Origin of the sequence: Acinetobacter sp. SwsAc6 (genome assembly GCF_013391565.1) — a bacterium.
In the GTDB taxonomy this organism is placed as follows: domain Bacteria; phylum Pseudomonadota; class Gammaproteobacteria; order Pseudomonadales; family Moraxellaceae; genus Acinetobacter; species Acinetobacter cumulans.
Window position 1 is genome coordinate 73,818 of the sequence record NZ_JACAXE010000002.1, and the last position, 25,316, is coordinate 99,133.

Annotated in this window: 27 protein-coding genes and 1 other RNA gene; 9 read left to right on the forward strand and 19 right to left on the reverse strand. The window is 40.1% G+C overall.

The genetic code is table 11. The features are described 5' to 3' along the window. Positions 1–110 precede the first annotated feature (110 nt). From HYG93_RS01890 to HYG93_RS01900, 3 genes are all read right to left on the reverse strand, one after another. A complete protein-coding gene (locus tag HYG93_RS01890; protein ID WP_117006663.1) occupies positions 111–887 on the reverse strand; it encodes a glutathione S-transferase N-terminal domain-containing protein in 777 nt (258 codons plus the stop codon). Positions 888–1,092: 205 nt separating this feature from the next. After that, positions 1,093–1,605 carry a ribonuclease E activity regulator RraA gene (rraA, locus tag HYG93_RS01895; protein WP_178961726.1) on the reverse strand — a complete coding sequence of 171 codons (513 nt, stop codon included), beginning with the start codon at positions 1,603–1,605 and terminating at the stop codon, positions 1,093–1,095. An 11-nt stretch (positions 1,606–1,616) separates the two neighbouring features. Beyond that, positions 1,617–2,282 (reverse strand): nucleoside-diphosphate sugar epimerase, encoded by a 666-nt coding sequence (locus HYG93_RS01900; RefSeq protein WP_106984814.1) that lies wholly within the window; start codon positions 2,280–2,282, stop codon positions 1,617–1,619. A 215-nt stretch (positions 2,283–2,497) separates the two neighbouring features. Here HYG93_RS01900 and rpsT point away from each other — a divergent pair, with 215 nt between their 5' ends. Both rpsT and HYG93_RS01910 read left to right on the forward strand, forming a co-directional pair. Beyond that, positions 2,498–2,764, forward strand: a complete 267-nt coding sequence (gene rpsT / locus HYG93_RS01905; RefSeq protein ID WP_106984815.1) for a 30S ribosomal protein S20 — start codon at positions 2,498–2,500, stop codon at positions 2,762–2,764. A gap of 188 nt (positions 2,765–2,952) precedes the next feature. Beyond that, positions 2,953–3,393, forward strand: a complete 441-nt coding sequence (locus tag HYG93_RS01910) for a hypothetical protein (protein WP_178961728.1) — start codon at positions 2,953–2,955, stop codon at positions 3,391–3,393. Positions 3,394–3,495: 102 nt separating this feature from the next. Here the strand turns inward: HYG93_RS01910 and HYG93_RS01915 are convergent, their stop codons facing one another. Further along, positions 3,496–4,230, reverse strand: coding sequence for a histidine phosphatase family protein (locus HYG93_RS01915; RefSeq protein WP_106984817.1), 735 nt, complete (start codon positions 4,228–4,230; stop codon positions 3,496–3,498). A gap of 53 nt (positions 4,231–4,283) precedes the next feature. Continuing rightward, positions 4,284–5,132 carry a 3'(2'),5'-bisphosphate nucleotidase CysQ gene (locus HYG93_RS01920; RefSeq protein ID WP_106984818.1) on the reverse strand — a complete coding sequence of 283 codons (849 nt, stop codon included), beginning with the start codon at positions 5,130–5,132 and terminating at the stop codon, positions 4,284–4,286. A 14-nt stretch (positions 5,133–5,146) separates the two neighbouring features. Here HYG93_RS01920 and HYG93_RS01925 point away from each other — a divergent pair, with 14 nt between their 5' ends. The 4 genes from HYG93_RS01925 to HYG93_RS01940 all read left to right on the forward strand — a co-directional run bounded on the left by HYG93_RS01925 (position 5,147) and on the right by HYG93_RS01940 (position 8,156). Beyond that, positions 5,147–5,833 carry an HAD-IA family hydrolase gene (locus HYG93_RS01925; RefSeq protein WP_106984819.1) on the forward strand — a complete coding sequence of 229 codons (687 nt, stop codon included), beginning with the start codon at positions 5,147–5,149 and terminating at the stop codon, positions 5,831–5,833. Continuing rightward, complete coding sequence (locus tag HYG93_RS01930; protein WP_106984820.1) at positions 5,826–6,272, forward strand: RNA-binding S4 domain-containing protein; 447 nt, start codon at positions 5,826–5,828, stop codon at positions 6,270–6,272. Before HYG93_RS01925 ends, HYG93_RS01930 begins: the two co-directional genes overlap by 8 nt. A 140-nt stretch (positions 6,273–6,412) precedes the next feature. After that, positions 6,413–7,456 carry a recombinase RecA gene (recA, locus tag HYG93_RS01935; protein ID WP_106984821.1) on the forward strand — a complete coding sequence of 348 codons (1,044 nt, stop codon included), beginning with the start codon at positions 6,413–6,415 and terminating at the stop codon, positions 7,454–7,456. A gap of 76 nt (positions 7,457–7,532) precedes the next feature. Further along, a complete protein-coding gene (locus tag HYG93_RS01940) occupies positions 7,533–8,156 on the forward strand; it encodes a regulatory protein RecX (RefSeq protein ID WP_106984822.1) in 624 nt (207 codons plus the stop codon). Between the two features lie 67 nt (positions 8,157–8,223). Here the strand turns inward: HYG93_RS01940 and ffs are convergent. Further along, an RNA gene (gene ffs, locus HYG93_RS01945) (signal recognition particle sRNA small type) lies at positions 8,224–8,320 on the reverse strand. 291 nt (positions 8,321–8,611) lie between these two features. On the opposite strand from ffs, the gene HYG93_RS01950 reads away from it, so the two are divergent. Further along, positions 8,612–9,508, forward strand: a complete 897-nt coding sequence (locus tag HYG93_RS01950) for a YbgF trimerization domain-containing protein (RefSeq protein WP_106984823.1) — start codon at positions 8,612–8,614, stop codon at positions 9,506–9,508. A 91-nt stretch (positions 9,509–9,599) separates the two neighbouring features. On the opposite strand, the gene lpxA is transcribed toward HYG93_RS01950, so the two are convergent. From lpxA to rimO, 12 genes are all read right to left on the reverse strand, one after another. Further along, the gene (gene lpxA / locus HYG93_RS01955) at positions 9,600–10,388 is read right to left on the reverse strand and encodes an acyl-ACP--UDP-N-acetylglucosamine O-acyltransferase (RefSeq protein WP_106984824.1); all 789 of its coding nucleotides are present in this window, start codon (positions 10,386–10,388) and stop codon (positions 9,600–9,602) included. Beyond that, positions 10,385–10,870, reverse strand: a complete 486-nt coding sequence (fabZ, locus tag HYG93_RS01960) for a 3-hydroxyacyl-ACP dehydratase FabZ (protein WP_171356300.1) — start codon at positions 10,868–10,870, stop codon at positions 10,385–10,387. Before fabZ ends, lpxA begins: the two co-directional genes overlap by 4 nt. A 4-nt stretch (positions 10,871–10,874) precedes the next feature. Further along, positions 10,875–11,948: a UDP-3-O-(3-hydroxymyristoyl)glucosamine N-acyltransferase gene (gene lpxD / locus HYG93_RS01965; protein WP_178961730.1), complete on the reverse strand. Its 1,074-nt coding sequence runs from the start codon at positions 11,946–11,948 to the stop codon at positions 10,875–10,877. Between the two features lie 3 nt (positions 11,949–11,951). After that, complete coding sequence (locus HYG93_RS01970; RefSeq protein WP_106984842.1) at positions 11,952–12,452, reverse strand: OmpH family outer membrane protein; 501 nt, start codon at positions 12,450–12,452, stop codon at positions 11,952–11,954. A 36-nt stretch (positions 12,453–12,488) separates the two neighbouring features. Next, entirely contained in the window at positions 12,489–14,996 is a 2,508-nt protein-coding gene (bamA, locus tag HYG93_RS01975; RefSeq protein ID WP_120365351.1) for an outer membrane protein assembly factor BamA, read from the reverse strand. 41 nt (positions 14,997–15,037) lie between these two features. Next, complete coding sequence (gene rseP, locus HYG93_RS01980; protein ID WP_120365350.1) at positions 15,038–16,393, reverse strand: RIP metalloprotease RseP; 1,356 nt, start codon at positions 16,391–16,393, stop codon at positions 15,038–15,040. Between the two features lies 1 nt (position 16,394). Beyond that, positions 16,395–17,591 carry a 1-deoxy-D-xylulose-5-phosphate reductoisomerase gene (gene ispC / locus HYG93_RS01985; protein ID WP_106984829.1) on the reverse strand — a complete coding sequence of 399 codons (1,197 nt, stop codon included), beginning with the start codon at positions 17,589–17,591 and terminating at the stop codon, positions 16,395–16,397. Then, positions 17,592–18,416, reverse strand: a complete 825-nt coding sequence (locus tag HYG93_RS01990; RefSeq protein WP_106984830.1) for a CDP-archaeol synthase — start codon at positions 18,414–18,416, stop codon at positions 17,592–17,594. 3 nt (positions 18,417–18,419) lie between these two features. After that, positions 18,420–19,172 (reverse strand): polyprenyl diphosphate synthase, encoded by a 753-nt coding sequence (gene uppS / locus HYG93_RS01995; RefSeq protein WP_178961732.1) that lies wholly within the window; start codon positions 19,170–19,172, stop codon positions 18,420–18,422. Between the two features lie 6 nt (positions 19,173–19,178). Continuing rightward, complete coding sequence (frr, locus tag HYG93_RS02000; protein WP_106984832.1) at positions 19,179–19,733, reverse strand: ribosome recycling factor; 555 nt, start codon at positions 19,731–19,733, stop codon at positions 19,179–19,181. A gap of 79 nt (positions 19,734–19,812) precedes the next feature. Beyond that, positions 19,813–20,541, reverse strand: coding sequence for a UMP kinase (pyrH, locus tag HYG93_RS02005; RefSeq protein WP_106984833.1), 729 nt, complete (start codon positions 20,539–20,541; stop codon positions 19,813–19,815). Positions 20,542–20,582: 41 nt separating this feature from the next. Continuing rightward, positions 20,583–21,920, reverse strand: coding sequence for a 30S ribosomal protein S12 methylthiotransferase RimO (rimO, locus tag HYG93_RS02010; protein ID WP_106984834.1), 1,338 nt, complete (start codon positions 21,918–21,920; stop codon positions 20,583–20,585). Positions 21,921–22,272: 352 nt separating this feature from the next. On the opposite strand from rimO, the gene glnL reads away from it, so the two are divergent. Further along, a complete protein-coding gene (glnL, locus tag HYG93_RS02015; RefSeq protein WP_106984843.1) occupies positions 22,273–23,382 on the forward strand; it encodes a nitrogen regulation protein NR(II) in 1,110 nt (369 codons plus the stop codon). Next, complete coding sequence (gene glnG, locus HYG93_RS02020) at positions 23,369–24,847, forward strand: nitrogen regulation protein NR(I) (protein WP_106984835.1); 1,479 nt, start codon at positions 23,369–23,371, stop codon at positions 24,845–24,847. The genes glnL and glnG overlap by 14 nt, the downstream gene beginning before the upstream one ends. A 68-nt stretch (positions 24,848–24,915) precedes the next feature. Here glnG and HYG93_RS02025 read toward each other — a convergent pair whose 3' ends face one another. Beyond that, on the reverse strand, positions 24,916–25,242 hold the full coding sequence (locus HYG93_RS02025) for a hypothetical protein (protein ID WP_106984836.1): 327 nt from the start codon (positions 25,240–25,242) through the stop codon (positions 24,916–24,918). Between the last annotated feature and the right edge of the window lie 74 nt (positions 25,243–25,316).

A 25,316-nucleotide genomic window follows, 5' to 3' on the forward strand; every position in this document is an offset into this window, starting at 1 on the left:
AAACGTTCTTTTTATCTACAGCTTTAAAGCGATGACATATAAAAAGTTGAAATAGACGTTTCTTACTGCCCTAAATTGCCAATGTATTTTATTCTACGCCTGTATTTGATTTAGGCACCATATTGTGCGCGCAAATACTTTACTATTTTCGCAGACTCAAATAATTTTACACCTGTATTTGGGTCGACCAAATAAGGGACTTGAATATTATCCCCCATTAATTTCAACACTTGCTCACGTTTTCCACCTTCGAGTGGCACATATTGGCCTGGCTTTAAACGTAAAATCGCCATCCCTTGATCTTGCCAGCGTTCTTTGGATACGTTATGAAACTTAAAAGCCAGCTCTAACTCAGTCAGCTCTGCACGCACAATACGCGTAAATGGGCTCGCTTCAAAGCCCCACAACTCTAGTAACTTTTCAGGGGCTTCACGTTTTAATATCTTTTTATTAACCCAAACACCACGCGCGCCATTTACCACAGTTCCCGCTAAAGCGAGTACAGGTACTTTAGGGTAATGTGAATATTGTTTTGGTGTTTGGCCTGTTTTGCCATAATGTTTAAATAAATGATGAATAATCGCCTGCGATTCATATAGTTGCGTCCCCGTATTGTCATCAACTAAAAATGGAAATTGGCGACGCCCACCCAATGCTTTCATTTCAGTTCTATAACGCTCACCACCTTTGGGGCAAGGATATACTTCATAATCTAAATTGAGTGTCGTCATTACCTCACGCACACGGCGACAAAACGGTGAACCTTCAAATTCATAAAGTTTCAGGGCCTTTTCTGGTTGTTTAGGATGAGCTGTTCCATTGGTACCCCGCCCACCTTCTAATACAGCAGAGGCAATTGCTTGAATCACTTTAATTTGATGGAGCATAGATCTCATCCTTTTTCGTTTTATGTATTGGTATTTTTATGGCAGGTCACTTTAAAAGGTGACGCTCAGCAGAAAATGACTTAATGACTGATAGCACAGCACCACTTCAGTACTGTGCTATCTAAAATTTTATTGAGCGCTTACATTCAATTTATAATCAGGCATATACATCGTAGACCTGACAGACCACATCCACTTCTACAACTTAAAGTTGAACCAAAGCTTCTTCTGCAATCACAATTCCGTTATTGTCTGCATAAATAAATTGGCCTGACTGTATAACAACACCGCCAAAGCTGAGTGCAACATCCGTTTCACCTAAGCCTTTACGGTTACTTTTTTGTGGAATCGCAGCCAAAGCATGTACACCAATATCTAAAGTTGCAATTGCATCTACATCACGGACACAACCATAAATAATCACGCCATTCCAGTGATTTTCTACTGCTGATTCTGCAATCATGTCACCCATCAGTGCACAACGCATGGAAGCACCACCATCAACAACCAGCACCTTACCTTGCCCATTCGTCGCCAATAGTTCTTTTACACGCGAATTGTCTTCAAAACATTTCACTGTAACCACTTGGCCACTAAAGCTTTTACGCCCGCCATAGCTCTTAAAAAACTTTCCGTCTAATGATGGGCACATCACTTGAATATTTTTTTCTGGATTGTCATCGAGTAAGTCACACGTCACAAATGGCACTGTAGACACAATATTTCCCCTCATTTGGTTTTTTGTATGCGTAAATTATCATAAATCTGAAATTTTTCGGTCTGCGTATGTGCTACCTCGACCATAGTATGAGCCACTTGATCGGCTGTCACTGGCTTATATTTAAAAGAATCGGGTACGAAATGCGAAAAGCGTCTATACAGTTTTTGTGCAGCATCTTCTAAGGTACGTGAACTTTCTCGCTCTCCCAAAAGCAATGAGGGCTGTATAATGGAGGTACAACACAAATCTAAACTTTTTACATAATACTCTAGCTCGCCTTTGACCCGATTATAAAAAAATGGCGATTGGCTATTTGCACCTAAAGCGCTGAGCAAAATAAAATGTGTTGGCGAATATTCTAGTAATTCCGCAAAATGTGCATTGATACTAAAATCCGTCTGATAAAATTTTTCTTTGCTTCCTGCCTGTTTCATTGTGGTGCCCAAACAACTAAATGCATGTGTATATGCCATCACATCTTGTTTATTGAGTTTTAAAAAATCATCTAGCACTAATTGTTGCACTTTAGCCGTTTGATTCAGTTGCGTATCTCTTTTTCGAACAACAGCTGTAATATTGCTACAGTCGTCCAACAAACTCAGCGACTGAATTAGTCGTCGACCCACCAAACCTGTTGCCCCGATCACGATTGCATTTTCTATAGATTTACTCATTTTTTATACAATATCCTCTAAACATGACTAATCTACGCTTTTCTTAGGACATTTTCTTCATCTAAAATGTTGTCAAAGCATGTCAAGACTTGACTTAAGCACTTAGTTTAATCACAATATGGCACTTGTTTACGGGCTGGTGATAGTTCTTCTGATGTTGGTTTTCAGATGTAATTTCAGCCCGCCCAGACCAATCTAATTCAAGGAGTGCACGAGTGGCAAACTCTGCTCAAGCAAAAAAACGTGCTCGTCAAAACGTTAAAGCACGTAAACACAACGCTAGCTTACGTTCTATGGTTCGTACTTATCTTAAACGTACAGTAGCTGCTATTGCTGCTGGTGACTATGCTGTTGCTACAGAAGCTTACAAAAAAGCTGTACCTGTAATCGACCGTATGGCTGATAAAGGCATCATCCATAAAAACAAAGCTGCTCGTCATAAGAGCCGTTTAAATGCACAAGTTAAAGCGTTAGCTAACTAATTTGTCGCAGTGAAAAAAGCCCATTTTTGGGCTTTTTTTGTTTTTGTATCATCTAAAAACCAAGCTATTCCCTCATAATTTAAATCAAACCAATATCATTCCAAACCCAATAATCCCATATTTTTTTTATGGTATTCCAAATCGATCTATTGTATGTTGATAACACCATCCTTTGGGATATTCATAGCATGATTGACAAATTTCTACCCACACTTGAAAAATTTCAACAGACCGAACAGCAATACATCAACTATTTTAGTGCCAAAGGCGAAAAAGATATTTTATCCAAAGTCATTTTTAATATGAAAGGCACAGCCGAAATACAAGCCTCACAAGGGGTTGATGCATGGTTGGCTTATGGCGTTTATTTACCTGCAATTGAACGTATATTTGCCTTACATTCAGGTGAGTCAGAAAGCCAGTTTTATCAACGCACCCAATACCCGCAAGAGGTTGTCGAGGCTTATACCCTTGCTGAGCATGAGATTGCGACTTTGATTGCCGCTGATAAATACAGCCGCATTCATCAGCAAAACACCGCAACCAATACAGCGATTTGGCCTTTAAATGATACTGGACGCTACATTAACCTGAATGATTATCCAAAACGAATCAAAGCTAAAATTTAAATGAATCATCAACTATAAAAAAAGCTCAATAGATATATATTGAGCTTTTTACATTACTTTTAGAATGAAGCACTAGATTTTTAATGCGCTTTAATACATGTATTAGGTTTGCGGTTGAAAATCTGCAATATTGAGTTCATTTAATTGGCCACGCCAAATCCACTTCAGCTTGGATTCGAGAAAAATATCTCCCTCAAACCACACAAATAGCCCTTCCATCATCTTTGGCCATTCTTCACGTGTAATCCCATGCTTACCCGAAATAACCGCCAATATAGCCGCCAAAATCGTGTCATGGCTCACCGCTAGGCTTAAACCCGAATGATTACTTGGATGCGTGTTATATATCAATTCCAGTACATCCACGACACCATTAATAGGATGTTTCATGCCTGGTAAAGCATTATTTACAAAACTATTGATAAAGCCTAATGCACCTTGCTTTTTAAAGTATGGGCCTGCCTGTTTAATATCTAAAACAAAACTTCCTGGCTCGACCAATAAGCCTTGCTCAATAATTTCAATATGATGCGTATTTACTGCAACAGACTTTGCATCCGCACCCTCAATCATCAGCGCAGCGGTATCTACACAACGTTGAATAGGACTTGAAATGCAATGCTCAATAACCCGGTCCGTATTTTCAATTAAATACTCACCCCAAGCTTGTGCCAAATCACGGCCTTGATTGGTCAATTGTAAATCATAGCCTGCTAATCCTTGACCAGTAACCACTTCACGAATCGAGTGTCGTGTAAATAAAGTCACTGGAGTTTTAGCATCAGGCAATAAATCTAGAGCCTTGAGCATACTAGGAGGAAGCAGATCTAAAGCCATAACACATCAAATGCACAATCGTTTGCATTACTATAGCATGAACAGTTTTTAGCTCAATCGCTGATCTGCATTAACTCAAGTGCCTGTAAAGCAAGTTTTTTCATATTGTCATCTTTAAAAGCGATAAAACCGCCATTTAACAAGCTCTCACGCTGATTATAAACAAAGGGACGACCTTTAAAATCAAGTAAGCCACCACCAATGCGTTCGATCAAACATTGACCCGCACTGGTATCCCATTCGCAGGTTGGATGAAATCTCGGGTAAATATCCACACGATCTTCTAGCATCATGCAAAACTTATACGCACTTCCCGCCTTAAATACCGCATAGTCTGTCAATTGCGACAAAGCTTGCAGATATTCTGCATACTTAGGTTTGTTTTGACTGCTTTGACTTAAACCAACCTGCACTACAGTTGTTGTTTGAACATCGTATTCAAACCATTGTTGGCTATCAATATTATATTTTAGAGGCATTCCCTGTTCTGGGCAGATATAAACATCTCCTGCACCTGGTATGGCCAATATTGCAAAAACCGTATTTGCACCTGAGACCTTACTCAGGTTAATGGTAAATTCAGGCCGTTGATGTAAAAACTCTTTGGTTCCATCCAAAGGATCAAGTAACCAAAACTCAGACCATTGCCGACGTAAATCCTGCTCACCTTCTTCTGACAAAATAGGCAAGTCAGACAAGTTCATTAACTGCTCACAAATATAAGCATTTACCCGATAATCCGCCTGTGTGACAGGTGATTGATCAGACTTTTTCAGCACCTCAAAATTACCACCGACACAATACTGGCGATATTCTTCTCGCAAAATTTCACATGCCTGTGTCACAATGGGCATCAACTGTAAGATTGTCGGGTCTTGCGGTATTGCTGTAGTTTTAAACATAGAATGCCCTATATATGTCAAATTATTCAGAAAAGCCAACGATCATCTTTGATATGGATGGCACGCTCCTTGATCTTGCCTACGATGACTTTATTTGGAATGAGCTCTTACCCATTCGTTATGCCGAGCTACACCAATGTAGTCTAGAGCAAAGCACTCAGACTTTATTCAATTTTTATCAACAACATAATCATACCTTAAAATGGTACTCATCACGCTTTTGGACCTCACAAGTTGGCGTAGATGTGCTAGCGATGCAAATTGAACAGAAACATAAGGTCGCAAAACGTGCAGGCTGTATCGCATTACTCGAATATTTAAAACAGCATCAGTACCCGATTTGGCTGGCCACCAATGCTGATACAGCTGGCCTTGCTTTTAAGTTAGAAGAAACAGGGCTTGCCGCCTACTTCGATGTCATTATCAGTAGTGAAACCGTCGGTCATGCCAAAGAATTTAATGAATTTTGGCAAGCTTTGCATGAACGTCACCCTTTTAACCCAAAACATTGCTATTTTATTGATGATACGGAAAAAGTCTTAAAAAGTGCGCAAGGCTACGGAATAGATGCTTTGTTTAGTATTCGCCAACCGTCTTCACATAAAGCACCACGCGATTCGTTCAATTATCCAATGCTCGATGCATTAACAGATCTCATCCCTATTTTACAACAAGCTGAGGAACTCAAAAAATATGCGTAAGTCAAACCTAGCCGAAGATGCGGTTGGAATGCGTATAGACAAATGGCTTTGGGCTGCACGGTTTTTTAAAACCCGCTCTATTGCTAAACATGCCATAGAAGGTGGTAAAGTCCACCAAAATGGTGAGCGCGTAAAAGTCTCACGTGAAGTACGTGTAGGAATGGAACTCACCATTCAACAAGGCATTGAGAAAAAGACCGTTGTAGTAAAATCACTCTCTGATGTACGTGGCCCTGCTCCTGTTGCTCAGCTACTTTATGATGAAACGGAAGTGAGTTTAGCCAAACGGGAATTGCTTGCATCACAAAGAAAGTTGCATAATCTAGCTCGACCAGATCACCGACCTAGCAAAAAAGATCGTCGTGATATTGGTAAATTTAAAAAAGAAAATGATCAGATGTTTGACCAGCAATGGTCGTATCATGATGATGTAGAATGACGCGTCACAATGTGTCGCACACACTGTGATAGGTATAGTTAATCAGGATGAATTCTGTCACTATACGCTGGTGGAAAAGGTTTAAAGTAAATACATCCACTTGAGTATATTGTTTAGTGACATCGTATTGAGGTTGTAAGATGGATGATAATAAAAGCAAAGCGTTAAACGCAGCTTTAAGCCAAATTGAAAAGCAATTCGGCAAAAACACAGTAATGCGCTTAGGCGACAATACCACACAAGCAGTTGAAGCAGTGTCTACGGGCTCGCTTACACTTGATATTGCGCTAGGTATTGGTGGCTTACCAAAAGGCCGTATTATTGAAATCTATGGTCCTGAATCATCAGGTAAAACCACCATGACACTTCAAGCCATTGCTGAATGTCAAAAAGCAGGTGGTACATGTGCATTTATCGATGCCGAACATGCACTTGACCCTCAATATGCACGCAAACTTGGCGTAGATATTGACAACCTATTGGTTTCTCAACCAGACAATGGCGAACAAGCCCTTGAAATCGCAGACATGCTTGTACGTTCTGGTGCAATTGACTTAATCGTTGTCGATTCTGTAGCTGCATTAACGCCACGTGCTGAAATTGAAGGTGAAATGGGCGATTCGCACATGGGCCTACAAGCACGCTTAATGAGCCAAGCACTACGTAAAATTACAGGTAATGCTAAGCGCTCAAACTGTATGGTTATCTTCATTAACCAAATTCGTATGAAAATTGGTGTGATGTTTGGTAGCCCAGAAACTACAACTGGTGGTAATGCATTAAAATTCTATGCATCTGTACGCCTAGATATCCGTCGTATTGGCCAAGTGAAAGAAGGTGATGAAATCATCGGTTCTGAAACTAAAGTCAAAGTAGTAAAAAACAAAATGGCGCCTCCTTTCCGTGAAGCACTATTCCAAATTTTGTACGGCAAAGGTGTTAACCACCTTGGTGAATTGATTGATCTTGCTGTACAACAAGACATCGTACATAAAGCGGGTGCTTGGTATTCGTACCAAGGCGACAAGATTGGCCAAGGTAAAAACAATACCATTCGCCATCTTGAAGAACATCCAGAATTAGCACAAACGATTGAGAAATTAATCCGTGAGCAACTTCTGACCACAGGTACTCCTGTTGTTGAAGATAAAGACGAAGAAGAACCAGATTTTCTAGATGCATAATGACATCTAAATCAGGTTAAACTATAAAACGCCCTACGGGGCGTTTTTCATTGTTCAGCAATATGCCACTTTTGATATGACCGATCCAAAATTTCCTAAACTCCTCGATTATGAAGCGCTCAAACAACAGTTTGGTGAAGAAGAATCCGCCACAACAACGCAAAATAACCCCAAAGAAACAGATAACCCATCATTTAAAGCAGAAGATGGCTTATTTGCAGACCCAGTGAAGGAAACTAAGCCCGGACTAAAAGGCACACGCTTACGCTCCTACGCCTTTGCTGTGCTTACACGTAAAGAGTTCTCTAAAGCCGAATTAATTGAAAAGCTTGCCCTATATGCAGAAGATCGCAATGAGGTCATTACACTGGTCGATGAGCTCTCACGTGAAAACTATCAGAGCGACCAGCGTGTTGCAGAAATGATGCTCTCGAGCCAAATGCGTAAAGGCAAAGGCCCGAATCAAATTAAAATGAAATTAAAAAATAAAAAGGTTGATCATCAGCTGATACAAGATGAACTAAAAGAAACCGATTGGGTACAGCAGGCCTATGAACTTAAAGTAAAAAAGTATGGAACTGATGTCGCGACAGATCAAAAGCTAAAAGCAAAGCAAATTAGATTCTTAATGTATCGAGGTTTTGAAATGGATGCGATTATGAAGGCAATTAAACGTAAATCAGATACAGACTTTGATTAAAGAAGTAAAATTGAGAAAATAAAAGAGAGGATTTAATTTTTATAATAATAAAAGAAACTGGTGGCAACCCTACCAGCAAAACTTCGGCACATCATAATTCTACTACCGTTGCTACCTTCCGGTCCTGGCGGGGTTCGTAGAGTACAATTGCGAAGTAACCAGCAGGGCTACCATTGCAAGAACAGAGTATAGAGATTTTTATTAAACTTGCAAGCACTCTGACATAAATTAGCTAAACCATTTATTCGTTTGATTATTTTTAAATCAAAATAAGGATTTTTTAGAAAAATACCATCTCCATCATAATGAATTTTATTTACCTTTCATCACAACAAGCATGAAAATGCGTATTGCATTTAATGAAGTTGGCGTTTTTAATGTGTCTATTGAAAATCAACATGATGCCTGACTCAACTGAAGTTGAGTAGCTAATGAAAAGACTATATGGAACTTAAATTATGTTAAAAAAACATGCGCTCGGCACACTGCTTCTTTGCTGCACCGCACCCGTTTTTGCCAATATTCCAATTGAATCACGGGGTTTAAGCCAAAATTCGGCGAGTTACGCACCTAACAATACACAAGCCGCTATTTCTACAGGCTCAGGTGAAACGGTAACCACCAATCTAAATTGGCAACTCATGCAGAAAAATCAACAGCTTGAAAATGACATTCGTACTTTACGCGGTAAAATTGAAGAGCATGATAACGAAATTGAAAAACTTAAAAATGAATTAAATAACCGTTATGCTGATTTGGATCAACGCCTAGAAACATTACAACAAAAAGTAGAGCCTTCAGAAGAAAGCGCTACGCCCGAGGAGGATAACCAACAAGGTACTGCACCCAGCACCAGCAACACCTTAAAAACTGCGCCAGTGAACAATACACCAACCCCAACGATTAAAACATCGGCTGTTGTTGTTCCTGCAAAATCAACCGTTACACCTACAACAACAAAAACTGCTCCAATTGCAGTTAAATCCGATGAGTTAGATAAAGCTGCATATACAGTAGCATTAGATGCCTATAAACAAGGCGGAGCTAAAAAAGCCATTGCACCAATGCAAAACTTTATCAAAAACAATCCAAACAGCGTTTATATCAGTAATGCTCATTTCTGGCTGGCCGAGTTTAACGTTGCGATAGAGCCATCTAATTTTAGCGAGGCTAAGCGAAATTACAGCATTGTCGCAAACCAATACCCAAATTCAGCACGTGCTTCTAGAGCACTTTATCAGCTGTATAGCATTGCAAAAGATGTCGATCACAACACAGCACAAGCAACGCAGTACAAACAAAAGTTACTTAAGAGCTACCCGCAGTCTGAAGAAGCCAAATACTTTAAATAATTTAGATGTTATAGCAGATAATGTACGTTAAATTTTCTGTTAAACACCCATAAAAAAGACCGCCTCATGGCGGTCTTTTTTAGATTAAAGCTTAACGTGTAATACCACGTTTTGACTGCTCTAATGAATCAATTAGTAATTGCGCTTCAGATACTTCAGGTAAAATCTCTGCACGAATTTTATCTAAAGCTTCTTGCGTGGTTAAGCCTGATTTATAAATCAACTTAAATGCTTCTCGAAGACCTTGAATCACGTTCTTCGACCAACCCTTACGACGCATGCCTTCGATATTCATTGCAAATGCATGTGCAGGATTTCCTGACACCATGACATACGCTGGGACATCTTTCAAAATAAGTGATGCACCACCAATCATACTGTAAGAATCAATTTTACAGAATTGGTGAATACCTGAGTTACCCCCAATTACAACATAGTCGCCCACGTGCACATGCCCTGCAACACCTACATTGTTTGCAAAGATATTGTGATCACCGACCACACAATCATGTGCAATATGTGTATTCACCATTAATAGGTTATGACTACCCACTTTTGTCAGACCTTGATCTTGAACTGTGCCACGATGCAAGCTGCAATGCTCACGAATCGAATTGTGGTCACCAATTTCCAACCAAGTTTCTTCCCCTGCATATTTTAAGTCTTGACAGACTTCTCCAACACTTGCGAATTGGAAAATTTCATTGTATTCACCAATACGGGTATAACCACCAACCACAACATGTGAATGCAGTTGGGTGCCCGCACCAATTGTGACATTTGGACCAATAATACAATAAGGGCCAATTTTCACATCTGGAGCAATGACTGCTGATGAGTCAATAATAGCGGTGGGATGAATGAATTCGTTATTACTCATGCTTGCTCTATTTTCTGATGCGAAATCATAATTTCCGCAGTTGCTGCGACTATGCCATCCACAGTAGCAATACAATTATATTTGTAAATACCACGTTTTTGCATGACAAGTTCAGATTTTAACACCAATTGATCACCTGGAACGACTGGCTTTTTAAAACGCACTTTCTCGGCACCAGCAAATAAAAATAGATTACCCGGTGTTGGTAATTTATTGTTCATTACGAAGCCAAGAATACCTGAAATTTGCGCCATTGCTTCAACAATTAACACACCCGGCATAATCGGAAATTCTGGGAAATGTCCCTGTAAAAACTCTTCATTGATTGAAACGTTTTTATAACCAACAATGCTATTTTCAGTGATATCAGTAACACGATCAACCAACAAAAATGGATAGCGGTGTGGAAGATATTCACGAATTTTTTGTGCACTCATTGGCAACTCTGGTTTCGTGAATGCAGGTGTATTCGACTCAGTCATCATATTATTTACGCAGTTTAAAAGTTGATTCAAGGGACTCAATTTGAGCTTGCATATTATCAAGTCGTTTGACCAGCTGGGTCAATGGCACATCTGCTAATTGTCTCATACGAACAACTGTGCGTTTCCATTTCTGATTTTCAAACAACGCTGTACCAGAAGAATACTTTCCAGCTTCAGAAATATTATTTGTCACCATTGACATTCCTGTCAAAGTCACATTATCCGCAATTTTAAGGTGCCCTGAGACTGCACTAGCACCACCAATGATACAATTTTTGCCAATGGTTGTGCTACCTGCGATTGCAATATTTGCAGCTAAAGCCGAATGCGCACCTATATGAACATTATGTGCGATTTGCACAAGGTTATCGATAATGACACCTTCTTCCAAAATTGTGTCATCCATTGCACCACGATCAACACTGCAATTTGACCCAATACGTACGTCATTTGCGATACGTACTGAACCTAATTGTGCAATTCGGTTCCATTTGCCTTGATAAGGTGCAAAGCCAAAACCTTCACTACCAATCACTGTATTTGCATGAATACGAACACGATCACCCAATTTGCACGCACCCATTAAGGTAACATGTGATTCAATTAGGCAATCCCTCCCCACCTCAACATCATCATCTAAAGTTGCATGTGCTTGAATAACAGTATGCTCACCCACAACACAATGCTCACCAATGACAACATAGTGACCAATATAGGCTGTTTCGGCAATCATGGCAGATGGATGGATTTGGGCTGTCGCTTCAATACCCGTTTTTGTGTTCTTTTTTTCAAACACATGGGTCAATATGGCAAAGGCAAGATATGGATTAGCCACCACAATAAAGTTTTGCTGGGCTGAATTGAGATGTGCTTTAAGCTCTGCCGTGACAATCAGTGCGCCGGCTTGAGATTGATTAGCTTGATCAAGATATTTTTCTGCATTTACAAATGCGATATGCTCTGGCTGTGCATGCTCAAGGCTAGCCAAACCTTTGGGTCGTAAATCTGCATTACCAACAGCTTCGCCTTGCACGAGGCCGGCGAGCTGTTTTAAACTTAACTGTTCAGGATTCATCGATTACTTAATTGCATTAACCTTTTGAATCATTTTATCAGTTAAATCATACTTAGCGTCATAAGCTAACGCTGAATTTTTATTCAAAACCACGTCCAGATTATTTTCCTTCCGCAATTGTTCAGCTGCTTGCTTAATTCTTGAGTCCATAACTTGGTTAATCGATTGAATATTCGACTGTACCGTAGCTTGAACTTTTTGCTGCAAAGCATTTAAAGTGCTTAACTTAGTTTGATATTGCTGAGCAAGTTTTTGCTTTTCCGCATCTGACAATTTATTTGCACTTTGTTGTGCTTTTAATTGCATAGCTTCAAGCTCTTTGCTCAGATTTTCAATCTGTGTTGTTTGGGGCTTAATTTGTTGCTGAAAAGACATATTTTGCTGTTTCAAATATGCACTTTGCTCAACAATACGCTCTAGATCTACCACACCATAGCCTGCGGCATGTACAGCAGTAGAGCCCAATACGCTAAGGGCGAATAGGCTTTTAAGTATTATTTTCATTTTAACTTCCATCACTTATTCCGAAATGGACCGTACTTAGAACGTACGGCCAATTTCAAACTGGATATTCTTCGTGTTATCGCCTGCTTTTTCATTCAATGGGAATGCATAGCTCAACGATAATGGACCAATCATGGTAATCCATGTAAAGCCTGCACCTACGCTATAACGCATATTTTTTGCATCAAAGCCAAAATTGTCTTCACAGTACTTTTTAGCATCCACTGCAAGTGTTGCATCGAGATAAATCTTTTCTGATGACACATTACACTGTGTATCAAAGACTTGTGCACCCTCAGCAAACAATACAGGACGAACTTGACGTGCCCAATCACCTTTAAAAGGCATTGGAAGCACTAGCTCTGTACCAAATTGCACCAAGGCATTACCACCAACTTCTTCAGGATCCCAATCTTTCTGATGTGTTTCACTGTATTGAACGCCAGGATATTTAGGGCCTAAAGTACTATTATCATAACCACGTACCGAACCAAAACCACCTGCATAGAAGTTTTTAAAGAACGGTAAATCATTACCATAACCCAACTTACCATAACCACGTAATACAAAGTCTTTACCCAGCGGGAAGAAGGCTTGCGCATCATAAGTTAGTTTTTGATATTCAACATCACTGCCCGGTACCGCAATTTCAGCATTCACACGATGTGACATACCGCTGGTTGGGAACATTGGACGGTTTAATGTGTTATATGACCAACCTAAGTTTAAGTTATAGGTTAGGAAATCACCCTCAAATGCTGAGCCATACTTCGGTGACAATTTACCAGGTGGACATACCATTTCACCTGTAGTTGGATCTTTTTCCAATTCAACCAAACAATAGGTTGAAGTATTTGTGGTCTTACCACCATTGGCTAATAAGTAGTCTCGCACATAAGTTGATACATACGCACCTGCTGTCACTTTAGTACTATCAATGTTTAAACCAGCACTAATACTTTGGTTTTCATCAATTGGATAGCCAAAGTTAATACCACCACCAAAACTGTCTGTAACGTAGTTGTTTACGTTATAGTCATTGTTTAGCTTGGTTTTACGGTAGTACATGTTATAACCACGACGTACACCATCAATAGTGAAGTACGGGTCTGTAACACTTAAGTTATAGTAATCTTGTGTTTCTGAACGTGATAAATCAATCGCAACTGAGTTACCTGTTCCCAAGAAGTTAGTTTGACTTAAACCTGCTTGGAAAGTCACACCGCCACTTTGCGAGAAACCAACAGCAAGTGTACTTGTACCTGAGTGCTGTTCTTCAACATTAATGTTTAAGTCCACTTGGTCTGGTGAATTTGGTACACGGGCAGGTTTAATATCTACAGTTTTAAAGAAGCCAGTACGCTCTAAACGTACTTTTGACAAATCAATTTTTTCATTGCTTGCCAATGCACCTTCCATCTGACGCATTTCACGACGCAATACAGAATCCGCAGTTTTACTATTCCCGGTAAAGTTAATGCGTCGAACTGTAACTTGCTGACCTGGATTAATGTAGTAGTTTAAATCAACTTGTTTTGTTTCATTGTTGATTTGTGGCACCACATTGACTTCAGCATAGTAATAACCAGAGTTACCATACTTACGCAGTAATAGTTGCTTCACTGCGTTCACTTTTTCTTGTGAATACAGCTCATCCGATTTATAAATTTGTAATGCTTGAAGGTCTTTTTCAGAGTAAAGCGCATCACCTAAGAATTTAGTTTCGCCAAATTTAAACTGCTCACCTTCATCTACTGATACTTCAATAAAGACGTTCTTTTTGTCTTCACTCAAGTTCAAACTTGAATTGGTAATATTGAAATTGATGTAGCCTTTGTTCAAATACATTGCGCGCAATGATTCAAGGCTGGCTGCCATTTTTTCACGTGCATAACGGTCATTACGTGAAACAACAGATGCCCAACCACTTTCTTTCACAGCAAAGGCTTGCTTGATATCAGTATCTTTAAATACTGTATTACCAATAATATTAATATCAAAAACTTTTGCAGCTTTACCTTCAGTAAATTCCAGTAAAAGATCAACACGGTTATTTGGTTTTGCAGTCGTTGTTACTTTAACATCAGCATCATAGCGGCCTTGTTGCATATATTGCTGTTCAAGCTCAGTCTCAACAATTTGCAATGCAGACTTTTTCAGTACTTCGCCTTCAGCTAGACCCATTTTTTTTAAGCCTTCTTCCAAGGCTTCTTTAGGAATCAGCTTATTGCCTTTTAACTCAATTTTAGAAATAACAGGACGTTCTACAACTGTAAATATCAGGTTATTGCCTTCTTGTGATGTTTTAATATCATCAAAAAGTCCTGTTGCGTATAAAGTACGAATTGCATTTGCTATTGAAGAATCGCTGACACGATCACCACTAGTGACTGGCAACATGCCATACACACTTTCTGGTGTTAAACGGACAAGTCCGTTTACTTTTACATCTTGTACTACAAAATCATCCGCTGCATATATTTGTTGTGTAGCTGCCATTGCACTAACGAGTGCCAAAGGCATAAATAAATGTGTGTGCTGCATGCCAGTCTTTTCCGCTGTTAAATTTATTTCGTCATCTACGCTTATAAACGCATAAAATCATTGAAGAGTGCGAGTAGCATCATGCTACCCAGCAGTACCATACCAATTTTCAGTCCAACCAATTGTATTTGTTCAGAAACAGGTTTACCACGAATTAATTCAATAAAATAGTAAACTAAATGACCACCATCCAGCATCGGAATAGGTAATAAGTTTAAAATTCCCAAACTCACACTCATGAGTGCCATAAATGAGATAAAGGTTTGCCAACCCATTTCTGCACTTTGGCCTGCCACTTTTGCAATCGTGATTGGGCCAGATAAGTTATCTAAACCAATCATACCTCGAACCATTTTTACAATGGAGTTCAGAATCATACTCGAAAGTTGACCTGTTTTATCTAGCGCCATTGTAAACGCTTCAACTGGTGTGTATTGAATTGTTTGCTTATATTCTGCAGGAATCACAACTTTACCAGGGTCACTTTGCACCCCAAGCACACCTGTGACTTTACCCATATTATCGCGTTGACCTTGTGGCATTACTTCTAAATGCACAATTTTTTGATCACGCAATACATCAATCTTTAATAACTTTTCTGGTGATCCTTTTACCACTTGTACCACATCAAACCAATCATTCATCTTTTGACCATCAATCGCAACAATACGATCTCCAGCCTTCATGCCTTGGCGAATCGCAGCCCCATCCTCACTCAATTTTGTGACAGTCGCTGGAATTACTGGACGGTATGGAACAAAACCTAAAATATCTAAAGGTGATTCAGATTGATCTTTAAGAAAACCTTGGATAGGCAATTGAAAGTTTTTGACTTCTCCAGCACGATCCGCTGTCACCAAAATACTGCCTGTTTCACCTACACGGTCAACCAACGCATAATTGAGCTTTTCCCATGTACTTACAGGTGTACCATCAATTGCAGTAATTTTGTCACCTGTATGCATCTGCATTGTTGCAGCAGGTGTATTTGGCAACACTTTACCTACACGTGTATTTAATTGCTCTTGTGCAGGTAAAAAAAGTACCCAAAACAAAACCACGGCTAAGGCCAAATTAATTAATGGCCCAGCAGCTACAATTGCAATTCGCTTCCAAGGATGCTGACGGTTAAATGCAAAAGGTAAATCCTCTTCTGCAACATTGCCTTCACGCTCATCTAGCATTTTGACATAGCCACCTAATGGCAATGCCGAAAGCTGGTATTGAATCCCTGATTTCTTAGAAGTCCATTTCAGAATAGTTGGCCCAAACCCAATGGAATAAACCAACACTTTTACGCCAAGTTTACGTGCAACAAAATAATGACCAAACTCATGTATTGCAATTAAGGGCCCCAACAACAGAATTGCAGCCACAATAATAAACAAGGCGCTCATACTAACTTCCTTTATTGGTCACCAATTGTTGTGCAATTGCACGCGCTTCAGCATCTGCTTGTAAAATCACATCCAGATTGTTTGCAGCCTGATGTGCCAGTTGATTCAATGTTTGCTCAACAATCGCAGGGATCTGCATAAATCCAATTTTTTGCTTTAAAAATGCATCCACCGCAATTTCATTGGCTGCATTTAAAATCGCAGGTGTAGTTCCACCTACTTTCATAGCTTGACGTGCCAATTGAAGCGCAGGGAATCGAGTTGTATCAGGCTCAACAAAATTTAATTGCGAATGTGTAAATACATTTAATGCTGGAACATGCGTTTGTATGCGTTCAGGCCAAGCCAAAGCATGTGCAATTGGCGTACACATATCTGGATTACCCATTTGTGCCAAGGTCGAACCATCTACATATTGCACCATAGAGTGGATGATACTCTGTGGATGCACAACAACTGTTACAAAATGTTCTTCAATTGAAAATAAATGGCAGGCTTCGATCAACTCTAAACCTTTATTCATCAACGTAGCAGAATCTACAGATATTTTTTGCCCCATAGACCAATTTGGATGTTTACATGCTTGCGCAGGTGTCACCGAATGTAATTGTTCTAGGCTATGGTTTAGAAATGGACCACCAGACGCGGTCAGTAAAATATTGGACACACCCAGTTTAGGTTGACCATTTCGTTCGGCCTGAAAATAATTTTGAGGTAAGCACTGAAAAATAGCATTGTGCTCAGAATCTACAGGCAATAGTGTCGCATGATGATCCAAAGCAGCTTGCATCATGATATCGCCCGACATCACCAATGCTTCTTTGTTGGCAAGTAAAACTCGCTTACCTGCCTTTACAGCAGCTAAAGTCGGAAGCAGACCAGCCGCACCAACGATTGCTGCCATCACCACATCAACATCTGAATGTGAAGCAACAGCAATTAAGCCTGCTTCATCAGCCAAAATTTCGATGTCAGCCAATTGCTCTGCCACAAGGAGCTGTCGTAATTCATCTACTTTAGAGGATGGTACAACAGCGAATCTCGGTCGGTACTGTTTGCAAATTTCTACCAGCTCTGCAAGTCTGCTCTGCGCAGTCACTGCAAAAACGGAATACTCTTGTGAATGTTGCGCCAAGATTTTCAAGGTACTTTGACCTATCGACCCTGTTGCACCCAATATACAAACAGATTGAGACATTTATAAATCTACGCCAAGAAGTTTTAAAACATATATGCCCGCAGCAAAAATTGGGGCAGCAGCTAATAATGAGTCAATTCGATCGAGCACACCGCCATGACCAGGAAGAATTCGACCCGAATCCTTAATGCCAGCACGACGTTTAATCATCGATTCAAATAAATCACCCAATACTGAGCTAAATACGGTAATCACAGATAAAATAAGGAATAAAGCATGTTCTGCTAAGCTTAAGTCAAGATAAACCACCTCAACTACAACCACGATTAACATTGCAGTAAACACACCACCATACAAACCTTCTAAAGATTTGTTTGGACTCACATCGGGTGCGAGTTTCTTTTTACCCAGCTTACGTCCTACGAAGTAAGCACCACTGTCTGCACCCCAAACCAACAGGAATAAGTACATGAGCCACCACGGTGAGCTCTGCCAAACAGAGAAAATGGCTGTAACAGCAGCTGAAACCAAAACCAAACCTATGACTTTAAGCGTTGGATTATACCAACCGTCATATTCTGGATAAGATTTCACCCAATAAACACTGAGCAACCACGTCAAAATCGAGGCTGCCCAAAGTAATAAAGCCACATCATTATAGCTTAATGCTAAGGTAGAAATCGCAGCAGTGACTAAACCATAGCCCCATGCAAGCAGTTTATTTACATTCTTAGATTTTTTAGGCATGAGTTTAAACCACTCATAGCCAGCAACCCCAGCTGCAATGATCATCAGCACAAACATTGGGTAATGCGAAGACGAAGCAAACATACAGCTCAGTACAACCGCAACTAGCACCAATGCGGTAATAATCCGCTCTAACATTTATTAATTCTCAAGTGACGCTTGTTGAACTTGTTCTGATGTTTTACCAAAGCGGCGTTCACGCCCTGCAAATACTGCAAAAGCATCATCTAATTCTTCAACGGTAAATTCTGGCCATAATGTATCTGTAAAATACAATTCTGCATAAGCGACTTGCCACAATAGAAAGTTCGATAGACGGAAATCTCCACCTGTACGAATTAACAAATCTACTGCAGGTAAATCACTCATGCTGACATAGCGACCAAATACATCGGTATCTATTGCATCAAGCGTTAATTTGTTTGCCATAACATCGGCCGCAATCTGCTGTGCAGCGTGCGCCATATCCCACATACCGCCATAACTTATCGCAATGGTCAGCGTCATGCTAGAGAAGTTAGCAGTCCTTTCTTCGGCATGCAACATGAGTGCACGTAATTCTGGAGATAAACGTGATCGATCTCCGATAAAACGAAGCGAAATGTTAAATTTTTCCATACGTGGCAATTGTTCATGAATTGTTTCTTCTAACAATTTCATCAACAAATCAACCTCAAATTGAGGTCGTTTCCAGTTTTCACTAGAAAATGCAAACACAGTTAATGCTTGGATATTCGCTTGTCGACAATGCTCTACAATTGGATCTAGGATCTCTTTACCAGAACGATGACCTTCACCTTTTTGCATTAGATTTTTTTTGGCAAAACGATTGTTGCCATCCATAATGATGGCAACATGTTTTGGAAGACTGGAATTTTCTTCAGAAACGGTCATTCAAGATTAGACCTTCATTAATTCAGCTTCTTTTGCAGCTAAACGTTTTTCCACTTCAGCAACAAATTTGTCTGTAATTTTTTGAATGTCATCACCAGCACGACGCTCATCATCTTCAGAAATTTCTTTTTCTTTCAACAATGCTTTGATATCACCTAAAACATCACGGCGAATGTTACGAATCGCAACTTTTGCATTTTCAGCTTCGTTACGCGCAACTTTTTGCATATCACGACGTGTTTCTTCAGTTAGTGCTGCCATTGGCACGCGAATCGCGTCAGCAGTAATCGGGTTTAAACCGAGGTCAGATTCACGAATTGCTTTATCAATTGCAGCAACCATTGTACGTTCAAATGGTTGAACCAATAGTGTACGTGAGTCTTCAACACCTACGTTTGCAACTTGATTTAATGGAACATCAGAACCATAGTAAGGAACCATAACACCGTTAAGGATCGATGGGTGCGCACGACCTGTACGTACTTTTCCAAAACCATGCTCTAAAGACTCCAGCGACTTGTTCATGCGTTCTTCGGCGTCTTTTTTAAGATCGTTAATCATAAGATCTTCCTTACTAAATTTTAAATGAGGTATAACTAAATATAATCTGTAGTATAGAGAGCTTTCAGCCCCACGTACATCAGTTCGTAACGTGAGTACCTTCTTTTTCACCCATCACTACAGACAACAATGAACCTGCTTTGTTCATGTCAAATACTTGAAGTGGCACGTTGTGATCACGGCATAAGCAAATTGCTGTTAAATCCATTACACCTAATTTTTCATCTAACACTTGGTCAAATGTCAAAGCATCGTATTTCACAGCATCATCGTATTTGCTTGGATCTTTGTTGTATACGCCATCAACTTTAGTTGCTTTTAAGATTAAGTTTGCTTCAATCTCGATACCACGTAAGCATGCTGCTGTATCTGTAGTGAAGAATGGGTTACCAGTACCCGCAACAAATACACACACTTCACCACGAGTTAAATGACGAATTGCATCACGGCTTGAATATGATTCTACTACTGCGCCAATTGGCAATGCAGACATCAAGCGCGTTTTAATATTACGGCGCACCAAAGCATCACGTAATGCAAGGCCATTCATTACAGTTGCCAACATACCCATTTGATCACCTGTTACACGACCAACGAGGCCATCCTTTTGTAACTGGCTGCCACGGTATAAGTTACCACCACCAACAACGATACCCACTTGAACACCCAAACCAACAAGGTGCGCAATTGCGAGTGACATTTGATCGAGCACTTGTGCATCGATACCCATATCTTTATTGCCTGCCAAAGCTTCACCAGAAAGCTTTAGAAGAATGCGACCAAAACGCGGTTTTTTAGAATCAAGCATCATCAACTCCGAATTATTTAATTTCAATTATTTTTCGTGAATCATTTAATACGAATTAATTTCGCATATAAGTCATATTCATCTGCATCGGTAATTTCCACTTCAAGCAAATCACCTGCCTTAATCAATGATTTATCGATATCTTCGACAAAGACGTTACCGTCAATTTCAGGTGCATCCGCATAAGAGCGTGCAACTGCAACTGGGAACTCATCTTCTAAATCATCAACCAACACTGTCATGGTTTGACCAATACGTTTTTGCAGTTTCGCTGCAGAAATTTCTTGTTGAACTTCCATGAAGCGTTCATAGCGTTGTTGCTTAATCTCTTCAGGCACATGATCTGGCAGATCGTTTGCTGTAGCACCTTCAACAGGTGAGTATGTAAAACAACCCACACGGTCTAGCTGTGCTTCTTTTAACCAATCTAACAGCATCACGAAGTCTTCTTCAGTTTCACCAGGGAAACCTACAACAAAAGTTGAACGAAGGACTAAGTCTGGGCATTTTTCACGCCATACTTTTAAACGCTCTAGTGTATTTTCACTATGAGCAGGACGTTTCATCAACTTCAAGATTTTAGGACTTGCGTGTTGGAATGGAATATCCAAATATGGAAGAATTTTACCTTGTGCCATCAAATCAATCACAGCATCGACATGCGGATACGGATAGACATAATGCAAACGAACCCAAATACCCAACTGCCCTAAAGCTTCACACATATCGTAAAACTTAGTTTTTACAGGTTGGCCATTCCAAAAGTCCAATTTGTACTTTGTATCTACACCGTATGCAGAAGTGTCTTGTGAAATGACAAGAACTTCTTTTACACCCGCATTTTTGAGTGCTTGTGCTTCGCTTAATACCGAGCCCACTGGACGTGAAACTAAATCACCACGCATGCTTGGAATAATACAGAATGTGCAACGGTGGTTACATCCTTCTGATATTTTCAAATATGCATAATGTTTTGGTGTTAAACGAATCCCTTGTTCTGGAACAAGGTCAATGAATGGATTATGTTTTGGTGGCTCTGGAACGTACTCATGTACCGCTTCCATAACTTCTTGATATGCCGCAGCACCTGTCACCTTTAAGACGTTTGGATGCATTTGGCGAATTTTGTCTTCGTCTTTACCTAGACAACCTGTCACAATCACGCGACCATTCGCGCTCATTGCTTCACCAATGGCGTCTAAAGACTCTTGTACTGCAGATTCAATAAAACCACAGGTATTTACAACAACTAAATCTGCACCATCATAATCTGATGCAACATCATAACCTTCAGTTTTTAACTGAGTTAAAATTCGTTCGGAATCAACCAATGCCTTAGGACAACCTAAAGAAACAAAACCGACTTTGGGGGATTTCATGAATCTGCGCTCCACTAGAATGCGCGTATTGTATGTCTTTTCTTTGCATAAAAATAGGTGAAAAGGCCACTCTTTATATCATGCACCAAAATAATGCTATAATTTCATCCATATAATTAAAAATGCACCATTTTGAACCATATTTTATTTACAGCCCTTTTTTTATTCGCTATACATTTAAATTAAAGGCCAACTTCGGCACATTCTTTTAATTCAGCACTCAAATTTGGCGTTCTTTTAGAAAAGTTGGCGTGCATTTTGCTTACTCTGCATCAATTCAGTCCGTTTACTGAAAACAGAATGCCTTATGAAGATGCCATTGCGCCATTTTAAAACAGAACACCCACCGCTAATGGATCAACCTATGACCATCGATTATCGGCTATTAGTAGATAATTTAACCACAGCGATTTTACTGGTCGATAGTAATCTCAATATTTATTACTTAAATTCGTCATGTGAAGCACTTTTTGACATCAGTTTACTTCGGGCTGAAGGCCTGCCTGTACTTCATTTATTGCACATGCCCAATGATGAATTCAATACAGAAGAAGCCCTAAACAACACCCTACAATCTGGGCAACCTTATACACGACGCGAAGCAACGATTAATGTGAACTTCAAAGACATTCATGTTGATTACACGGTATCGCTTTTAAGTTCAGGCAAGTCATATCACCCTTTATTGATTATTGAGCTTAATCCAATTGACCGAATGCTCAAAATATCTAAAGAAGAGAATCTCATTCAGCAACATCAAGTCGCACGCCAACTGATTCGTGGCGTGGCACATGAAATTAAAAACCCATTGGGTGGCATCCGCGGTGCAACACAGCTTTTGGCTCGTAGTTTAAATGACCCTCAGTACAGTGAATTTACCGACATTATTATTAGTGAAGTCGATCGTTTGCGTAATTTGGCCGACACCATGCTGGGTTCACGCCAACTTCCAAGCTATGAACCAACCAATGTACACGAGCCTTTAGAACGTGTACGTGCCCTCATTGCGAACCAAACCAAAAAGAAAATAAAAATCACACGTGACTATGACCTTTCTTTACCCGATGTCATGGCCGATCGCGATCAACTCATTCAAGTCATGCTCAACATTAGCGTTAATGCTGTGCAAGCCATGACTGAAAATAAAGATTTCTTTGAAGAACACCAACCAGAACTGATTCTTCGCACGCGTATTCAGCGCCTAGTTACCATAAATGGTGTACTCAAACGCTCTGCTGTACGCATTGACATTGAAGATAACGGCCCAGGTGTACCTGAAGAAATTTTAGAATCTGTGTTTTATCCTTTAGTGACTGGACGTGCTAAAGGTACAGGCTTAGGCCTCAGTATTGCGCAAAATATTATGCATCAACACAACGGAATGATTGAATGCCAATCTGTTCCCGGCAAAACAACTTTTAGCTTATATTTACCTTGGGAGTCAGGACATGTCGCGAAATAAAATATGGGTCATCGATGATGATCGCGCGATGCGCTGGGTTTTAGAAAAAACATTTAAAGAAGAAGGTTTTGATGTTACCAGCTTTGAAGAGGCTCAATCTGCACTCGATCAACTTAGTGTAGATGCACCCGATGTCATCTTAACTGACATTCGTATGCCCGGTATTGATGGTTTGACTTTCCTAGGCAAAGTCAAAGGTAGTCATCCCGATCTTCCTGTCATTATTATGACAGCGCACTCAGATTTAGAATCTGCCGTGTCGAGCTATCAAACTGGTGCTTTTGAATATCTACCAAAACCTTTTGATATTGATGAAGCATTAGCCTTGGTCAATCGTGCAATTTTGCATATTGCGAAGCTTCAACAACAAGAATCTGCAAAAACCGTTCAACCCATTCAATCCACTGAAATTATTGGTGAATCTCCTGCAATGCAGGAAGTATTTCGTGCTATTGGTCGTCTATCACAATCGCACATTACGGTACTCATTAATGGTGAATCTGGTACAGGTAAAGAGTTGGTTGCGCATGCGTTACATCGCCACTCTCCGCGTAGTAGCAAACCGTTTATTGCACTCAACATGGCTGCTATTCCCAAAGATTTGATTGAAACAGAATTGTTTGGTCATGAAAAAGGCGCATTTACGGGTGCAAATACACAACGCCAAGGTCGCTTTGAACAAGCCAATGGCGGTACGCTGTTTTTAGACGAAATTGGCGATATGCCATTTGAAACCCAAACACGTTTACTACGTGTATTGGCCGATGGCGAGTTCTACCGCGTAGGCGGACATATTCCTGTAAAGGTTGATGTACGTATTGTGGCTGCAACCCATCAGGACCTTGAAAAACTTGTTCATGAAGGTCGCTTCCGCGAAGACTTGTATCACCGCCTGAACGTGATTCGTATTCACATTCCAAAACTTGCACACCGTAGCGAAGACATACCTATGCTTGCGCAGCATTTCTTGGCGCGTGCAGGTAAAGAATTGGGCGTCAGTCCAAAAATATTGCGTCCTGAAACGCAAGAATATATGCAAAAACTGCCTTGGCAAGGCAACGTGCGCCAATTGGAAAATACTTGTCGCTGGCTCACAGTGATGATTACAGGTCGTGAGGTTTATCCTGAAGATTTACCTTCTGAACTCAAACAAATTCCAATTCACCAAAGTGGTGAAGGTTCGCCTGCGCCAAATACTTTAGATCGTGTTTCAATTCACCATTGGGACGAGCTACTTGGCCAATGGGCGGTACAAAAGCTTAAAAATGGCGAAATGAAGATTCTAGACATTGCCACACCTATGTTTGAGCGCACACTGATTAATGCCGCATTACAGCAAACCCGTGGTCGTAAACGTCATGCAGCTGAGCTTTTAGGTTGGGGACGTAATACGCTTACCCGTAAGCTCAAAGAGCTAGGCATGGACAGTGCCGACGATGAAGTTGAAGAAGAATTAGAAAGCTAATTCTTTCGGCTCATGCAATAAAAAAGGCTAATCTTCGGATTAGCCTTTTTTATTGAAACCTTAGTGCATTAAGCAGTAATCCCCACATAGCGCAAGTAACCATCAATACCTAAATCTGACTGATAAATAACAAAATCTGGATAACTTGATGCTGTTAGTTCCTCAATCACCACCACTTGATCGTCATTGGCATGCATATCATCTACAGTACGGCGCAAAGTATGCTCAAATTCATCCGTAATGTATTCAAAACCAATATCCATAGCGATAAATAACGTGTGCTCACACGGCTGTACATACTGCTCTTCTGACCAATTAATCACGGCTTGCTGGCAGTGCGGGCAGTTAATATTGTCGGTTGCCTGAATAGAAAGTTGAATAAGTTGATAAGCCATGAATATTTATATCTTGAGTGAATCAAATGATTTTAGCAAAAACTCAGTATTTGCTGATGCTATTTTTATATTCT

Bases quoted from the DNA above. Each gene is read 5' to 3' on its own strand.
- HYG93_RS01890 (WP_117006663.1), bottom strand. From the start codon at position 887: ATGCTCCATCAAATTAAAGTGATTCAAGCAATTGCCTCTGCTGTATTA.
- HYG93_RS01900 (WP_106984814.1), bottom strand. From the start codon at position 2,282: ATGAGTAAATCTATAGAAAATGCAATCGTGATCGGGGCAACAGGTTTG.
- HYG93_RS01910 (WP_178961728.1), top strand. From the start codon at position 2,953: ATGATTGACAAATTTCTACCCACACTTGAAAAATTTCAACAGACCGAA.
- HYG93_RS01915 (WP_106984817.1), bottom strand. From the start codon at position 4,230: ATGGCTTTAGATCTGCTTCCTCCTAGTATGCTCAAGGCTCTAGATTTA.
- HYG93_RS01920 (WP_106984818.1), bottom strand. From the start codon at position 5,132: ATGTTTAAAACTACAGCAATACCGCAAGACCCGACAATCTTACAGTTG.
- HYG93_RS01925 (WP_106984819.1), top strand. From the start codon at position 5,147: ATGTCAAATTATTCAGAAAAGCCAACGATCATCTTTGATATGGATGGC.
- HYG93_RS01930 (WP_106984820.1), top strand. From the start codon at position 5,826: ATGCGTAAGTCAAACCTAGCCGAAGATGCGGTTGGAATGCGTATAGAC.
- recA (WP_106984821.1), top strand. From the start codon at position 6,413: ATGGATGATAATAAAAGCAAAGCGTTAAACGCAGCTTTAAGCCAAATT.
- HYG93_RS01940 (WP_106984822.1), top strand. From the start codon at position 7,533: ATGACCGATCCAAAATTTCCTAAACTCCTCGATTATGAAGCGCTCAAA.
- lpxA (WP_106984824.1), bottom strand. From the start codon at position 10,388: ATGAGTAATAACGAATTCATTCATCCCACCGCTATTATTGACTCATCA.
- fabZ (WP_171356300.1), bottom strand. From the start codon at position 10,870: ATGACTGAGTCGAATACACCTGCATTCACGAAACCAGAGTTGCCAATG.
- lpxD (WP_178961730.1), bottom strand. From the start codon at position 11,948: ATGAATCCTGAACAGTTAAGTTTAAAACAGCTCGCCGGCCTCGTGCAA.
- HYG93_RS01970 (WP_106984842.1), bottom strand. From the start codon at position 12,452: ATGAAAATAATACTTAAAAGCCTATTCGCCCTTAGCGTATTGGGCTCT.
- bamA (WP_120365351.1), bottom strand. From the start codon at position 14,996: ATGCAGCACACACATTTATTTATGCCTTTGGCACTCGTTAGTGCAATG.
- rseP (WP_120365350.1), bottom strand. From the start codon at position 16,393: ATGAGCGCCTTGTTTATTATTGTGGCTGCAATTCTGTTGTTGGGGCCC.
- ispC (WP_106984829.1), bottom strand. From the start codon at position 17,591: ATGTCTCAATCTGTTTGTATATTGGGTGCAACAGGGTCGATAGGTCAA.
- HYG93_RS01990 (WP_106984830.1), bottom strand. From the start codon at position 18,416: ATGTTAGAGCGGATTATTACCGCATTGGTGCTAGTTGCGGTTGTACTG.
- uppS (WP_178961732.1), bottom strand. From the start codon at position 19,172: ATGACCGTTTCTGAAGAAAATTCCAGTCTTCCAAAACATGTTGCCATC.
- frr (WP_106984832.1), bottom strand. From the start codon at position 19,733: ATGATTAACGATCTTAAAAAAGACGCCGAAGAACGCATGAACAAGTCG.
- pyrH (WP_106984833.1), bottom strand. From the start codon at position 20,541: ATGCTTGATTCTAAAAAACCGCGTTTTGGTCGCATTCTTCTAAAGCTT.
- rimO (WP_106984834.1), bottom strand. From the start codon at position 21,920: ATGAAATCCCCCAAAGTCGGTTTTGTTTCTTTAGGTTGTCCTAAGGCA.
- glnL (WP_106984843.1), top strand. From the start codon at position 22,273: ATGGATCAACCTATGACCATCGATTATCGGCTATTAGTAGATAATTTA.
- glnG (WP_106984835.1), top strand. From the start codon at position 23,369: ATGTCGCGAAATAAAATATGGGTCATCGATGATGATCGCGCGATGCGC.
- HYG93_RS02025 (WP_106984836.1), bottom strand. From the start codon at position 25,242: ATGGCTTATCAACTTATTCAACTTTCTATTCAGGCAACCGACAATATT.